13 protein-coding genes and 1 pseudogene are annotated in these 15,433 nt (G+C 55.0%); 8 read left to right on the forward strand and 6 right to left on the reverse strand.

The genetic code is table 11. The annotated features are described in order from the left end of the window. Positions 1-133: 133 nt before the first annotated feature. Positions 134-513: pseudogene (locus tag ACZ5TO_RS09400) on the forward strand (transposase); the annotation flags it as partial. Positions 514-527: 14 nt separating this feature from the next. Here ACZ5TO_RS09400 and ACZ5TO_RS09405 read toward each other — a convergent pair. After that, positions 528-998 (reverse strand): hypothetical protein, encoded by a 471-nt coding sequence (locus ACZ5TO_RS09405; protein WP_464800436.1) that lies wholly within the window; start codon positions 996-998, stop codon positions 528-530. A 308-nt stretch (positions 999-1,306) separates the two neighbouring features. On the opposite strand from ACZ5TO_RS09405, the gene ACZ5TO_RS09410 reads away from it, so the two are divergent. Together ACZ5TO_RS09410 and ACZ5TO_RS09415 are read left to right on the forward strand one after the other, a co-directional pair. Next, the gene (locus ACZ5TO_RS09410; protein ID WP_464797867.1) at positions 1,307-2,059 is read left to right on the forward strand and encodes an SDR family oxidoreductase; all 753 of its coding nucleotides are present in this window, start codon (positions 1,307-1,309) and stop codon (positions 2,057-2,059) included. A gap of 177 nt (positions 2,060-2,236) precedes the next feature. After that, positions 2,237-2,725, forward strand: coding sequence for a hypothetical protein (locus ACZ5TO_RS09415; protein WP_464797868.1), 489 nt, complete (start codon positions 2,237-2,239; stop codon positions 2,723-2,725). A gap of 231 nt (positions 2,726-2,956) precedes the next feature. Here ACZ5TO_RS09415 and ACZ5TO_RS09420 read toward each other — a convergent pair whose 3' ends face one another. The 3 genes from ACZ5TO_RS09420 to ACZ5TO_RS09430 form a co-directional block, all read right to left on the reverse strand. After that, positions 2,957-3,223, reverse strand: coding sequence for a hypothetical protein (locus tag ACZ5TO_RS09420; protein ID WP_464797869.1), 267 nt, complete (start codon positions 3,221-3,223; stop codon positions 2,957-2,959). Positions 3,224-3,341: 118 nt separating this feature from the next. Next, positions 3,342-4,625, reverse strand: coding sequence for a ComEC/Rec2 family competence protein (locus ACZ5TO_RS09425; protein ID WP_464797870.1), 1,284 nt, complete (start codon positions 4,623-4,625; stop codon positions 3,342-3,344). 100 nt (positions 4,626-4,725) lie between these two features. Then, positions 4,726-5,004 (reverse strand): helix-turn-helix domain-containing protein, encoded by a 279-nt coding sequence (locus tag ACZ5TO_RS09430; RefSeq protein ID WP_464797871.1) that lies wholly within the window; start codon positions 5,002-5,004, stop codon positions 4,726-4,728. A 157-nt stretch (positions 5,005-5,161) separates the two neighbouring features. Between ACZ5TO_RS09430 and ACZ5TO_RS09435 the strand changes: the two genes are divergently transcribed. From ACZ5TO_RS09435 to ACZ5TO_RS09445, 3 genes are all read left to right on the forward strand, one after another. Beyond that, entirely contained in the window at positions 5,162-5,479 is a 318-nt protein-coding gene (locus ACZ5TO_RS09435; protein WP_464797872.1) for a hypothetical protein, read from the forward strand. Further along, positions 5,476-7,500: an AAA family ATPase gene (locus ACZ5TO_RS09440; RefSeq protein ID WP_464797873.1), complete on the forward strand. Its 2,025-nt coding sequence runs from the start codon at positions 5,476-5,478 to the stop codon at positions 7,498-7,500. The genes ACZ5TO_RS09435 and ACZ5TO_RS09440 overlap by 4 nt, the downstream gene beginning before the upstream one ends. Positions 7,501-7,921: 421 nt before the next feature. Then, positions 7,922-8,734, forward strand: a complete 813-nt coding sequence (locus tag ACZ5TO_RS09445) for a metallophosphoesterase (RefSeq protein WP_464797874.1) — start codon at positions 7,922-7,924, stop codon at positions 8,732-8,734. Between the two features lie 293 nt (positions 8,735-9,027). Here the strand turns inward: ACZ5TO_RS09445 and ACZ5TO_RS09450 are convergent, their stop codons facing one another. Beyond that, the gene (locus tag ACZ5TO_RS09450) at positions 9,028-9,633 is read right to left on the reverse strand and encodes a hypothetical protein (RefSeq protein WP_464797875.1); all 606 of its coding nucleotides are present in this window, start codon (positions 9,631-9,633) and stop codon (positions 9,028-9,030) included. Positions 9,634-10,781: 1,148 nt separating this feature from the next. Here ACZ5TO_RS09450 and ACZ5TO_RS09455 point away from each other — a divergent pair. Both ACZ5TO_RS09455 and ACZ5TO_RS09460 read left to right on the forward strand, forming a co-directional pair. Further along, a complete protein-coding gene (locus tag ACZ5TO_RS09455; protein WP_464797876.1) occupies positions 10,782-12,002 on the forward strand; it encodes an SIR2 family protein in 1,221 nt (406 codons plus the stop codon). Further along, a complete protein-coding gene (locus ACZ5TO_RS09460; RefSeq protein WP_464797877.1) occupies positions 11,999-13,843 on the forward strand; it encodes an ATP-binding protein in 1,845 nt (614 codons plus the stop codon). The genes ACZ5TO_RS09455 and ACZ5TO_RS09460 overlap by 4 nt, the downstream gene beginning before the upstream one ends. A gap of 26 nt (positions 13,844-13,869) precedes the next feature. Here the strand turns inward: ACZ5TO_RS09460 and ACZ5TO_RS09465 are convergent, their stop codons facing one another. Beyond that, positions 13,870-14,556 carry a hypothetical protein gene (locus ACZ5TO_RS09465; protein ID WP_464797878.1) on the reverse strand — a complete coding sequence of 229 codons (687 nt, stop codon included), beginning with the start codon at positions 14,554-14,556 and terminating at the stop codon, positions 13,870-13,872. Positions 14,557-15,433 lie beyond the last annotated feature (877 nt).

Below are 15,433 nucleotides of genomic sequence, written 5' to 3' on the forward strand. Positions count from 1 at the left end.
AGCGGGTTGCTGATATGCTCCTGGGCTATTGTGACGAAAAGCGGAAGACACTGGAGGACCGGCGCAGAGGAGCGGACTGAATAGCCCCTAGATTTGTGGACGCCTTCTTCCCTATTTTTGAGGCAAGGAGGCCATGATGGGATCTGGCAATTTCAGTGACGAGTTCAAGCGCGATGCTATCGCGCAGATTACCGAGCGGGGCTATCCGGTTGCGGAGGTGTCGCAGCGGCTGGGCGTGAGCCAACACTCGCTCTACGCGTGGAAGAAGAAGTTCTCGAAGCCATCAGGAAGCGATGGGGATCAGGCGGCAGAGATACGTCGTCTGAAGACGGAGCTGGCGCGCGTCACCGAGGAACGCGACATCTTAAAAAAAGCCACCGCGTATTTCGCCAAGGATGCAAAGTGAGATACGCGTTTGTTGCCAAGCATCGCCAGCAGTTCACGGTGCGGGCGATGTGCCGCTGCCTGCGTATCCGGCCCAGTGGCTTCTATGCCTGGCTGAAGAACCCGCTGATCCCAATACGCCATCAGATCAGTATGCCCCTGGTCGAATCGATGCTGTCATGGTCCTCCTCGTCGGAGGCTGGCTCAATGCCCGCTTTCTCATTCGGGACCCAGGTCCAACTCATGACGAAAGCTCCATCGTCGCCCCGGGACACGACTGCGTCCGGATCGACTTCCAGATCGTCACTCGTTGCGACGGCGTCTTTAAATGCTTGGGCGTCCGGATCAGCAGGTTCTCGCAGCTTTTCGGCGACAGTTCCCTCCGGCATGAGAGCCAGTATTTCTCTTACTTCCGTATCAGTCAGGTTGAACCACATGGTCAGATTCCGCATTGCACTGATGATAGCGTCAATCATGAATCTGTCGGCCGCAACCCACAAAAATGCCGCGGCGATCAACCTACGAAGGGGATGGCTCATGAGTCGGGTTTTTATGATCGGATCTACTGATGGCCTCGGGCTTGCGGCAGCTCGACTTTCATCAAGCAGCGTCACGAGGTCATCGTTCGGGCGCGGTCAGAAAAGCGCGCGGCGGCATTCGACCACATGCGCGTCCAATGCTTCGGCAGCTGTTGCAGCGGTAACCGCGCACGCTTCACTCCCTCCGTCCCCTTGATACGACGGAGTCTATCAGATTTGGAGAAAGTTCAGGGTCTCAGGTCACAACTCGTGAGTTTTCGTTGAGATCGTCAGAGAACTTGCGGATGGTCAACTTTCACTTGGTCAACCCAAAACATCGTTTAATCGATCATGCTGTCGGAACCCTTACTATCGCCCTCTGCGTACATTGAAAGGATAGCGCGATGAGAACCGTAGTTTTGGGCTCGAGCGGATTGATGGGCAGCAGGATAGTAGGGGCTCTGAGGCGCAGCGGGGTCGAAGTAGTAGAAGCGTCCAAAAGTACGGGCGTGGATGCGATCACAGGCGAAGGACTTAGCCAGGCTCTCGCGTTTGCCGACACCCTTATCGATGTAACCAATTTTGGCTCCTTCGGCGGCAACGATGCCCTTCAATCCTTCAAGCAAGCCGGATCCAACCTGCTCACCGCCGCGCGAAATGCCGAAATCCGGCACTATATCGTCCTATCGGTTGTCGGAGCCGATCAGTTGGTGGAGAACGACTACTTCCGAGCAAAGCTGGTCCAAGAAAACCTCGTTCGGTCGTCCGGCGTACCATATACAATTGTTCGATCCACCCAATTTTTTGAAACACTTGGAGGCATAGTAGACGCTTCCGAAGTTGATGGAGCGTTGGCATTGCCCGTAGTCGACCTCCAGCCGATCGCCGCCGACGAAGCGGCAGCGATCATCGCGCGGGTGGTCCAACAGAAAGCAAAATATCGCACTGTTGATCTCGGAGGCCCAGAAGCCAGCCAACTTTGCGATCTAGCCCGAGAGCTCCTAAGCGCACATCAAGATAGCCGTGCCATTGTTTCCAGCCCAACAGCTATGTATTTCGGGGTTGCACTGAGGGGCAAAGCCCTTTTGCCAGCGAGACCGTTCGCGTCAGGCACCGAGACCTTTCACGACTGGCTTTCACGAGGCCTGCAGACATAACAGCGAGGCGAAGGAGAGGTGCGGTCGTCCCGGGATCTGTTGAGTCCGACCGGCGCTACCGGCGACGCGTTTCGTTCGCCGATGGCGATGGCGGCCTAAAATTTGAGCGCGCAATTTTCCGCTTGCACCATTCGCCGCCGCAGAAAACCCTATTCATGAAGAACGGGGAGTAGTCATATGCGTATCATAGAAGAGCTTAGAGAATTAGCAGCCGGACCCGTCGTCTCGAAAGATGTCCTCGAACGGCCAGCGTATGCCACCTCCTATAGACATACGTTGTGCGAATTTATCCACGCTTTTGAGACCGGCATCGATCCCAACGGTACGTTACTTCGTCCTCGCGGCAACGTTGTTCGAAAAGCGCTGTTGAACGCTTTGGACGAACTTGTACGCACGGGGCCGGTTCTTCATCACGACCATAGCCGAGCCGCCGGTACCATCGCACGGCGGTGGGATCGGTCAGCCTGGCTTGCAGCGCTCGCCCTCGCGCGGGACACATTACAGCAACTTTCAGAGGCAGATCATCTTAAACAAGGCTGCGAAACATCGGTGATCGCGAGCCGGAGCGCCATCAATGTAATTGCAAGCACGCTTCTGTCGATTTCCGGTGGGCTCGACATTGCGGATCCAGGGCCGCGGTTGGCGTGTGCTGGTACGGCTCCTTAACTTTGCCCCTGATGTTTAGAAAAGCCCAGAACCCCGGGATTTTTCGCTCTCGACCCACTGTCCATACTCTTTGAGTTGCTCCAGAAGAGCTTCCGCATCCGAAAGCAGCATGGAGCGCCCGCAGTATCGCGCCAGGTCATTGTTTCCGAGGATGCGGGTCAGGATGGTTTCCTGAGCTTCAGCAGTCGATTCCCCAACTCATCACTGCTTTTGCCATTGAAGTACCCTACATCATACGCTGATGTTTGTCAGTATATGCTTAGCAGCTGCCACAGGCCTGCCCTTGAGAAGCTCGGTGCCGCTCCGGCTTTCTGTCACTCGTGAAGCACAGCGAGCCTTCGCAGGCGCAGCGAGTTCAAAGCCAGGATCGTAGACCTCTATCACCTTCTCGAATGCCGACTTCTGGTCGCCGAGGGCGACGATCTCGGGTCGCAGCGCCTCGAACGTGGCACCCGTCTCACCCAGTTGCGCTTTCAATTCGTGTACGATTTCCACCATACGCATTACTCCTGACGCACGAGGAGATAGCATCAGCCCTCATCGGTATCTCTTGGCACTTGCTCTCCATAATGCCGGGGGCTCCGATGAGCGAAGGTTGCCCCACGCGGGTTCGCCTTTATTTCAGATATCTATCACCCCGGCCATAATGGGGGTAATCAGCCGCCGTAGAAATCCAAGGACGTAGGCCCGCAGATACGTGTGACGCTTTGGTTGCTAGGTCCGGATGGCGGTAAACGTTGCGCGAGCCGAATGAGACAACCGACTTCTCGAACTTTCCTGAAGGTGTAGGAAGTCCTTTTAAGCCACCTGAACATTTCGCGCCGTGATGACTTACGACGAGATACTCGACCGGTTTGTTGAAGCCAGCTGGCAGCGTCGAATATGCAGCGTCTCCGGTGAGTAGCGCACGCTTACCACTTGCCAGCTTTGCTACAATTGTCAGCCCAGTGTCATTCACATTTCCTGCGGTGCCGGAGCATTCAGCTACCGAAACTGCCGCGGAGTTGTAGGCGTGCCCGGCTGGCCAAACATGAAGACCACCCCTTCTCGCTATAATAAGGGCCAGCCGCGCGGCCCCCGGCCCCAGCTTCTGAGACGGAACAATCCACTTCGCGTCAAGCAACGCCGGGATCGAATACGGAGCATGCAAGTGGTCCCAGTCGAAGTGCGACAGAATAACGGCTTGCTGTTTAGCCGGTTGGACAATGATCGATTTCGGTGCCGTATGTCCGTTGAAGGAGATCGGGAGACCGGTGTCAAAGTGGAGGTAGGCTTCACCGTCCTTGGTTAAGAAGGATGTGAAGCACGCTTGGCCCACATCACGAACGACGATGGCTTCCGGCGCTTGAATCTGCGCCAAAATCCCATCAAGGACGGTAATGTCAGATGATACCGTCGCGACCTTGGAAAGCTCTGCGATGCTCTGGGGAAGCTTTTGCCTGCTTGCCGCCGCACCGAGGCTGCGAGGTCTTGGCCGGTCGGACGGGTCTAGCGGATCCTCCAGTGGTGATCCGGATATCGTCGAGCCTCGTGACTGATCATAGTAGCCGGTCGGCCCAAGCTGAGCATGCCAGGACATCAACCCTTTATGGAGGACGCCCGGCTCAAGTTCCAGGTGATACCATCCGCCAATGACCGGGGGTGATCCAAGCACTTCGGAGAAACGATGAAGCGTCGTTACAATCCGCACCAGGCCGAACGACCGGAACTCCCGGCCATCGAAAAGTTCCTTTTTGACGTCGGTCGCCAAGTCAACCGAACGCGCATCGATGCCGTCGAACTCGAACGACGCGCGACGATGTGGCCGATCACTGAGGAAATCGATGCGGGAAAGTCGAGCGTATAAGGATCGCCGAGGAAATTCTTCAAGATATCTTGTCGTCGGAATATCGATGAACAATGTAACCCTACCCCCTCCTCAACGAACGTTGGCCAGCTTTAGCGAACACCTTGAAAATTAGGAACTGGTCTCTCTTGTAAGCTAAACCGCCGAGCAGCTCTTATCCATCCTTAGAGCGAGTGTCCGGCTTCTTCTCGTTTGGTTTGCGACGCCGAATGCCTGGGCCTTCCCCGGCGCTTTCGTGGATAAAGACAATTCCCTGCTTTTCCAACGCAACCTTTATCTTCTCAAGCGTCTCAATAGTCATCTTTTCAGGTGTTGTTTCCGCCTTGCGCAAAAACGGCACCGAGATCTTCAAAAGACGAGCCAAATCCTCCTGCGTTAAGCCAGCAAGAACGCGCGCAGCTCGGAGCGTTGAGGGGTCAAATGACAATGCCATCTGTCCACAAACATCCGCGTCAGGAAAAATGTCAACATAGCTTGCATTTTCAAAACCAGAACTCCTATAAAGCAATAATCTATTTGCATTTCTGAAACGAATCGTGCCTTTCTGTGTGAAATTCTTTCTGTTTTCGAAATCGACGGAGAATCAGCAAATGGATTTCACATCAACGTTCAACTCCGACGGTCTTCGGGAGATGGCCGCAACGTATAGAAGGCTAGCGGCAGATCTCACTTCTTTGGCCGATGGGCACCTTCCCTATCCAGCGGTTACTATTGACGACTGGATCATCGTGAAGCGTGCGGTTCCTTGTCTGCTTGGTACGATGAACTCTCACCCATCAATCCGCGATGGCAAAGGCGGCGTTACATCGGAGCTGATCTATATTGATCAGTCTCTCGGCATCGCCCGCACGACCAATCGCTGGTACAGCCTTGGCTCGCTCCTGGTGCAACAGGAGCTCCAGTCGTGACCGAAAAATATGACAGCGAGCTGCTCGACGCAGCCATCGCCGCAATGATGCAAGCTGCGAAGAGAGTCGATGAGGTGCGCTCCAAAATGCCACTAAGCTTTCGGCGAAATGCTGCCTTCCAGGCTCTTGATAAGGGTCCCCGCCTCTTCCTGGAGTGCTGCGCGTTCATCCAACTGTTGAAGCGAGTTCCAGCCTTCTTGAGCGCGCGCACGTTCGTCCTAATCGTAAGGGTGCCGCGAAACTGGACTTTGGAAGATCTCGAGGCCGTTTCAGCCCTGTGCCTCGGATCGACAGAAAACCGGTCTTTCCAGTTTGCTGCATTCACCCATCCCGAAAGAAACAAGAAGGGCAAATGGGAAACTGTTCCTAAGGACATGTTGAGAGCAAGCAAGATTATCATCTTTGCGAATATTGGTTCGGATCTCCACCCAGTGATCGAGGCCATGGCGGACGCGGTCATGGACCTGGAACCGATGCAGGATGCTCATCTTGATGGCTTGGCGCGTCTGATGAATGCTGGAATACTGACAGCCGATCAGAAAGAATTTTTGCGCCAGCAAGAGCCCGCCTTGCTTGACGGTATTTTCAGAAGCGGGCGGCGTGCCTCGCGTTCTATCGAACGCCTGCGGCGTCAGCGAGTTCAGGTGGCGTCAGCCAAAAACATCCTCCCGATGCAGGCGTTCGGAGAGACCGGTCGTTGGGGCACACAGCTGAAATACGACCTCTCTGCTTGGCGTCAAGGCAAGCTCTCCTGGGCAAACGTAGACCGGGGCATCCTCCTGTACGGTCCTCCAGGAGTAGGCAAAACAACATTCGCCTCGTCGCTCGCCGTTGAATGCAACGCCCATTTTGTGCCCTGCTCATTGGCCAAATGGCAGTCCCGCGGACATTTGGGAGATCTCCTAAAGGCCATGAATGCTGACTTCAACGAAGCCCGAGAGATGGCTCCCGCTATCCTTTTCATCGATGAAGTCGACGCGGTCGGCGACCGGCGCAGGTTCTCAGGCGATAACTCTCAATACTGCACGGAGGTCGTGACGGCCCTGCTCGAAGCGATTGATGGATCTATTAGCCGCGAGGGTGTGATTATCGTGGCCGCAACCAACTTACCGGATCGACTGGACCCCGCCCTCACTCGCGCCGGTCGACTAGAACGGCATGTAGAAATCCGTGCGCCCTCCATCGACGACAGGATCGCCATCCTTGAATTCTATTTGCCCGAGCTATCCGGCGATCTGTCGGTTCTAGACGCAGCGGAAAAACTACCTGGATATACGGGTGCCGATCTTGAGTACCTAACCAGGCAAGTGCGCCAATTCGCACGCATAGACAATCGTCAGGTTGAACCCGCCGACTTGGAGCGGGCGTTGCCGAAGCGCCCTCGCCTTACCGAGCAAGAGATTTGGCGGGTTTGTGTCCACGAAGCGGGCCATGCGGTTATCGCGAAACTGTTGAACGTTGGTGAGATAGTTTCGGTTGAAGTTTACGCATTCGACTACATCGCGAATGACAACCGCTATTCTCATGGAAATACGAAGGTCCACCAGCCCACTTCGATGCTGAAGACCGCGACCGCCTTTCGGGCGGAAATAGCAGTCGGCTTGGCTGGCCTTGCTGCGGAGGAGATCATCTGCGGGGACCGCTCAACTTCTGCCGGTGGCTCGATTGAGAGCGATCTCGCCTCGGCAACGGAGATAGCTGCCCGCATGGTAGCGACTTTCGGCATGGGCACAGTAATAAGCTTCATGCCCATCCACCTCGTGGACTCGTCTGATCCGGGCTTTCTGGAACGACGGCCGGATCTACGCAGGGAGATCGGCACTATTCTCAGGGCTGAATATCGCAAAGCCAAAGAGGCCCTGAACGCTCACAAACCCATTCTTATGCAGCTCGCCCAGGCATTGAAAACGGAGGGAAAACTGAATGGTCCGAAACTGGATGAGCTTCTTCGCCCGCTCGACAGAAGCCCATTAGGTCGCTCCGAAGATTGGGAGGATGCCGATAGTCAGCAAGCGGTCTAAACAATTGGCGATCAAGATGATCGGTGCTTACGGAATGGGCTGGTGGTTCAACGTCCTTCCAGGCCGCCATCTCGACCACTTGGCTCCTCAGCTGATCGAAAGGGATCCTTGGCTTCATAACGAGGTCGATTTCCTCCTCAAGACCGAGCATGAACGCACAACTGACCTCCTGCAATCTCATCAGGCTGTCGTCTTCGCGATAGCCCAAGCGCTGAAAACCGAGCGCCGATTGTCGGGTCCTAGGCTTACGGAGTTGCTCGCGCCGCTACGGCCGTCGACTTCGGCAAGCGATGACGGTTCTAAAGGAACCGTCATCCTCCCGTCACGAGCATCAGTTCGCACATAACCGGGCATTCGCCGAAGGCCATGACCACGCTTGAACCGCCCTTTGAGAAAAGTTCACCATGAAAGGAATACTGTCGTGAGAGCATGGCTGACCAGCGACACGCATTTGACTCACGCGGAACTCATCCGGCCGGATCGGATAACTATCCCGGATGCGGATATCTGTATTTGCGCGGGCGACATCTCAGGAAACGTCGACATGTCGATGGATTTCCTAGCTCGTCACATCGCACCCCGCATGCCCGTGGTAGCGACGCTGGGGAACCACGACTATTATGGAGCGACAATCAATCAGGCGCTGGTGACGGCAAAGCAACGAGCCGTTCGCGGCGTCCATATCCTGGAGAACGAAAGACGCTGTTTCGATCAAGTCAGAATTGTAGGCGCGACGCTGTGGACTGATTTCGAATGCGAACACGGGGTTGATGGTGAGGAATTACCTCTCCACGAGAGAAAGTCGCTGGCGCTGACGATCTGCCGCAAATACATGATGGATTTCCACGCGATCTTCCGGTCAGAATGGTTCGAGGATGGCATGCCGGGTCTGCTCACGACGCGGGAACTGATCGAACGCCACGTCGAAAGCCGTGCGTTCATCACGGAAGAACTTGCGAAACCATTTGCCGGAACGACCATCGTTCTTACACATCACGCACCACTAACAAAATCCCTTCATCCGCGGTTCCGTGGTCACCCGAGCAATGCCGCTTTCGCTTCGGATCTTTCCGACCTTATTCACAAAGGAAAGCCAGACATCTGGATACATGGCCATGTCCACCATGCGCTGGATTACCGGGAAGGTCATACGCGCGTGATTTGCAATCCACTCGGTTATCAACGGGAAAAGTCTGAGACCGGATTCATCGAGGGCTTAGTCATCGACATCTGAAAGCGGAGCGTATTGTGGCGGACGAAAACATCCTTTGGCTTAAACCCATCTGGAACAACGGCACCATCACCTTCGAGGTGACCTACCCTAGGCGCAACAACAGTCTGAGGAAATAAGTTACTCATGGCAACGCTAGACCAGACACGCTTGAACAGAGCCACCATAACGGCCTCTGGAAAGAAAAAGACGCTCCATAATCCCTCAAATTCCGTGCCTTAGTGACAGGACATTGCGACGCTAGGAGCCAGGCAAGCGCTGGGACGTAGCGCTCCGTCTCTCACGTGTTGCTAGACCTACAGCAGGCGTCGCGCACCCGCTGAACTGCCCGATGCACCAGATAACCGCGATGGCTTAGCCCTCAGGGTCGGCTTCCGACCAGTGCCACTGAAACCAGAAATTACTGCTGTTCGTGAGATCACTATCGGCAAAACCTCGGACTCCAGGCCTTCCATCGAAAGCCAAAACTTCGCGGCATCTGAGAGGTTGACGACGCTTAGATCGAGGTATTCGACAACTTCCGCTACGGACGAACGCCCGCCCTTCGTTATGTAGCCTGTCACCTGGAGAGCGACATCCAAGGGAAATATCTTCAGGGCGACCTCAGGGTACGCGCCACTCGGGCGGAGGAAGTCCTGATCTACGATTGGTTCCTGCTCCACAGCAACACGGACATTTTCATAAAGGATTGGTCGCAGTTGCGTCCTTCGCCGAATGGGCTCGATGTTCAAATCTGGAAATATTGTGAACGGCGAGGTGCCGCAAGGGGAAGTCCACCGGACATCAGCCAAATCAAAAGACGATCCCACGAAATATTTCCACATTCGCTTGGCGCTTTCTTCGTTATCTGCGGGGATATATGCTTTTGTTGTTAGATTTAACTTCGCCTCAAAAATTGTCATGCTTAATTTCCAAATGGAACCATTATAATGCTCAGTCGGATTTTCCCGCCCGTCAATTGAAACCTTGAAAACAATGCTCCATCAAGTTTGAAGAGCATTGCGATATGCTCGCCTCAGCCAGGACGCTCCTAATTGTTTGGATATGAGCTAGCCCGCCCAGTTGAGGCGAGCAGGTGACAATGGTGCGGTTAACGTAACTCGGAAGTTCTCTGCCAACGTCGGCTAGGGGTAGAGTTCTGCATCGAGATCGGCCAAAAGGGTTTGAAAAGCGAGGATGTTTTTTTCACCAGTCTGGAGCTCTCCAGAAATAACGTCCGGTGGCTCGGGGTTTTAGAGGCTGCGTAAATTTCTGACCGCCTAGCGAGTAGGTAGTCGTGAGCCTTGACGATGGACATATTCAGGTCAAGGAGGAGAGATCGAGACGAGACTGCTGCAGGTGTGTTCTCTCCGGAACTTGTTTTACTGATCGAGTCCCGAGTAGCTTGCCTGCTGATGGAGCCCTCGTACAAATACGCGTCCGTGTCCACGCAATCCGGCTCCCGATAGACTGGTAAGCAGTCGATCACATCGCCCAAATCATAAAACAGGACGATACCGTATCCGTGATCGGCCGCGTGCTGGATGACAGAATACAAGTCGAAGAACGGCCGCTCGGTATCGGCGTAAACATCCTCATCTACATGGAAAAAACCAGCCAATATCCCGATATGGTCCGCCCAGGATTGGCCAGTCCATGCAGTCGGTGGAGGACAGAAAGGCATTTGTTTCGTTGCAAAGGTGGGTTGTGCTGACGACCAGCATGGTGGGGTTACTCATTACGGACATTCCTGACGCGATACAAAAATGCTGGCGTCACCACTCACCGCCGTCAAGCGTAGATCGCTGGAGACTGTTGTTGTGTGCCGCAACAGCCGCCGGTCGCGTTTAATCCTAGCCCTCGGCGCACGGTTTCGCCTATTGGATGTTTATCATCCCCTCACGCGACACCCGGCGCAGAGGACGTGGCAATCCATAGCCGCTGAGACCGACCGGAGGCGAAACGCCTCAGCACGCTTGATTGCCTTGGCCACACATCCATTCTTGACGAATCCCTCAGCAGTACCGATGGTTGCGCCGCGAATGGGGAGCAAAACTGGGGGAACGCTGCAATGACGATCGACGTCGACGTGGCTGAACAATTCGAAAAGCATCTAAGCAGTCCTAAGCAGACATGGCTTCTGGGTGCAGGCGTTAGCTTCCCGGCTAATATTCCCCTCATGTACGCTCTGACGGCACGGGTGCTCGCAGTTGCCCGAAGCGAGCTGTTTCACGAGGATCCTGCCGCCTTGCGGATCCTCGCGTTTATTCAGGACGATTGCGGTGCGAATTCCCACATTGAGCACCATCTAACTCACCTGGGCGATCTGATCTCGATTGCGGCTAGGTCGCGGACCGGTGGCATCATGATCGGTGGCGAGCAAGTTTCGAAGGATAAGTTGATCGAAGTCCACCGCGGGCTGATCGGTGAAATCGCCGCCGCTGTCCGGTGGGGCTTCAGGGCCGCCCGCAAGGACGAGCACGGAGCCGTTACCGATCCAGAAATGGTCGGCACCAACGGCAAGTCGATTGTCGACATCGTCGGCCATAAGCAATTCATCTCGGCGGTCTTCGGATCGAACCGTGCCGGGCTGGATTTTGCTCGAACCCCGGTCGAGTTCTTTACAACGAACTACGACACACTGATCGAAGACGCTCTTGCCCTGGCCGGAGTGGAGTTTCAAGACGGCTTCGTGGGAGGTGGGGTTGGCTTCTGGAATATCCGAAACTATAGCGTGACCCCCGGGACCAGAGCTATCGTCTCGAAGCTACATGGATCAATCGACTGGTATCAGCCGAGTTCAGGTAGTCCGAACATGCTGCGAGTGCGCAACGGCGACACGTATCCTGGTGAAGGTGGGTCGGTGATGATCTACCCGCAGGCAACAAAGTACGTGAACACCCAACGCGACCCGTTTGCGGAGATCTTTCAGCGGTTTCGGCAGCGCCTGTCTCAAGGCAATGATCATGTGGTGCTTGCCTGTGGCTATTCGTTCGGCGACGACCACATAAATGCCGAGTTCGAGATCGCGATGGCTTCCGCCAAAAACCAGCTTACCGTCGTCGCTTTCAGCGATGAACCGAATAACGAACTTCCTCCGACGTTGCGCAAATGGCAATCGGAACCGTGGGGACAACGGCTTTTCATCGCCAGTCCTAAGGGCCTTTACCAAGGTCAGAAAGGGCCATTCTTCCCTGCCCCAAACGGAACGAGAAGCTGGTGGACTTTCGAGGGGGCCTCCAAGCTTCTTTCAAGCGGATTACCGAAGGACATCCTGGAGGCGATGGCATGAGCGCGTTTGCCCTAGACCCGGATCTGGAAATCGGAATCGTTTTTGAGGTAGCCGGAAGCGCCATGAAGATCGCGCTGAAGCGCGACATAACAGAACTGACCAGGAGCCACAGTGGTCGCGTCTATGACGTTGGCCAGATCGGCAGCATCATAAAGATGCACGCGGGACGGCGGATACTCTTCGCAACCGTGCGGTTGCTGCGCCTCCAGTCTGATGAAGAGGCCGCAGCCCTTTCGGCTCCACAAAGGAAAGCCGTCGATCAGGACCGCAGAGTGATCGAGGCAGACCTTTTAGGAGAAGCATGGTTCAATGCCGCCGAAGACAAGCTGTCCTTCAAGCGAGGCGTGTCGACCTACCCTCTCCCTCTTCAGGCGGTCCACCTGATCACCAAGGAAGAGACCGATAGACTTTTCGCGAGTGCGGAAAAGTCTTCAGAGGACGGTGTCGACCGGCTTGTTCCAATAGGAAGTTACGTCGGCACAACGAGGGTGTCATGCCGGGCAAATGTAGATAAACTTTTCGGTCATCACTGCGCAATACTCGGATCGACCGGCTCGGGGAAGTCCAGCGCGGTCGCAGCTGTACTTCATTCCGTTCTGGAGCATCAAGGCCAACCTGATCATCCAACTCGTCCGTGCATAGTCCTCATTGACCCTCACGGCGAATATGCTGCAGCATTCAATGGCAAGTCTCAGGTATTCAGAGCTTATAACGCGTTGGGCCAGAACCCGGAGGGCATAGCGACACTGAAGCTGCCCTACTGGCTGATGTCGAGCGATGAGTTCCGATCCCTAGTGATCGGAAAAACGGAGTTCGAAGCGACGTCCCAGGCCAATACCGTTTACAAGGCGCTTGCCCACGCCCGTATGGTCGCGGCAGGGCTCGCCCGAAGTGCTATCGGTGACATCCCAAACGACCTACCAGCAGGCCAGCATCCGGAGCAGCCGATGCCAATGCCAGGCGTCACAGAAGAACAACTGCTGGCATTCGACCGCGATAAGCCGAGGCCATTCCGGCTGGAAGAATTTCTGGCTCACATAAAGGGCAGACAAGCGAAGCGGTGGAACAATGGTGCATGGGCCGACGTGACACCGTCCGACTTCCAAAAGGATTATGTTTCAATCCTGAATAAGTTTCGCGTGCTTACCACTGACCCACGCGTCCGGTTTTTGATGGAAGAGCACAGTGCCGACTCTCCTGCCTTGGCCAATATTCTCGGGCAATTTTTGAATATCGATGGTGCCACCGACGCTTGCCTGAAGATCGTCGACATCTCTGGCCTTCCGAATGAAGTGGCTGGTCCCCTTGCCGGTGCGATTGCACGCCTCCTTTTCCAATACAAGCTGCATCAGACGCGTGAGGATAGAGAGAAGGATCCCATGCTCTTCGTTTGCGAAGAGGCGCATCGATATGTGCCAAACAGGGGCGACGCCCAGTACGAGGTTGCTCAGTCAGCAGTCCGTCGCTTGGCCCGTGAGGGCCGCAAGTACGGTCTCGGCCTGATGCTCGTCTCTCAAAGACCGTCCGATATCGAGGACACGGTGATTTCTCAATGCAATTCCTGGATTGTCCTGCGCTTGGCTAATAGCAGCGACCAAGAACACGTTTCACGCATCCTACCCGATAGCCTTGCTGGCATGACGAAGGTTCTTTCGTCGTTGCCACGACAAGAGGCACTGTTTGTCGGTGAAGCTGCCGCCATTCCCGCGCGTATTAAGCTACGTACATTGACCAAAGATCAACTGCCGGACTCGAACGACATCTCGTTTGCAAAAGGCTGGTCGTCAGAGGGCACGACGACGCAAGGCCTTGCGACAATCGTCGAACGAATGACGGGGTAGGATAATCACTGTCCCGCGTCGGCGTCTCACACGTTTTCCGATTCGCCAGGAACGGCGATAGGAGCAATCTGTGCCAGGCGTTCCACGTTTAGAGTCACGTCCTGATAGACGATTTCGTAACCAGATGGTGACTTCCAAGGGTTTTCCGTACCAAGTCGCCAGTTCCCAAATGCGATGTATTGCTTATCTTGAGCCAATCTCCGGGCTACTTGCGGTCTCACGAATAATATCGGGGAGACTCTGGTATCTCGTTTTTTGTCGGTTGTCCGCGCGACGGCACACTCGACCTTAATCCAATTAACGTTCAACGCACGCAGTTTCTGCACGGTGACGAGAACTGCCATGGAATGACGGTTCGTTTTTTCAACTTCACGGAGTAGCTCGGAATATCGAGGCGGCGAGAACGAGAAATTCGACCATGAGATCGTGTTATCTTTGTCCGCTAGATGCACCAGCTCCCTGAGCTCGTTTCTGTTTTCCGCTCTATCGATCGCGTTCCAGATCTTTGCCAATCCCACCGCAGACCTAAGATAGCTGTCGAGATGCCCTTCTCTCATAATCCGTCCAAGCCTTGGACCGAGCGTCTCGTCTGGGCGCACATGTTCTCTCCTCGCTGCGAGGACCGTCGGGATATTAATGCGAAACCTCACATTGCCATCCACGACCTGGAACTCTGGCTCGGCGCGATCTTCTACCGCATCCGCCTCCCGCATGATTATTTCAACTGCACCCTGAACCGAGTTTGGACACCCTCGCCCGTGCTGTTGATGTTTTGCAAGTCTGAAAAATGCCGGGACGTCTCGTCGAAGTCTGAGATCATCGCCACGGACTGTATGAGCCGAAATCCTGATCACCGGGGCATTGCATGTCCCGCACCAAAACGGACCGTCGTCGGTTGAGCAATCCGCCGCAAAAACTGGACCTGATCCACGACTAGCTTGAAAAAGGCGAAGGGCCACAACGTTGTCTCCGATTTGGTGGAGGGGCGTAGGGCAACCCGAGTTAACGCTGCGTTACCCAGCGACAATCATGAGAGGTATAGTGAACGTATGCTCGAAATCTTGTTGCGAAACCACGGTCCGCCATCGGATGCGGACGTGACCGAGATTTGACGCATTTTCCACGAACTCTTTGTTCAGATATCCAAGATTGGTCCCGCTCCCCGAGTTCCAATCGAGCGTGAAAGGAGCAAGCCCGTCGCCGCGGCTCGACCTGAGGACTAGCGGATGTAGGCCAGGCGACTGGACTGACCCAAGAAGCCAGATTTCGCACTCCTGCCGCATCTCGGCATAGTAGCTGCAAAATAACACGCCGCCATCGCCAAGTTTTTCCATTCGCGTGTGGGAGCCATCGCTCTCGTGCCAAGCGAGGTATGAACCAGGCGTGCTCTTCGGGGTCCAGTCGTCAAAATGGCCGTCCGGAACGAGTCTCGCCATTTCAACAGACTTCAAGGCTCTTGGGGATGTTTTCGGTGCCTCTACCATATAATCGTTAACCAGATGTGCTACCTCAAAGGTAACAAGAAATCTCTTCGGCGCTAGCATTGCGTGTCGTGGTGGACGCACGGCGTACTTTGCCATCACTCCAGGA

This window comes from Shinella sp. Sh6, from assembly GCF_055392685.1.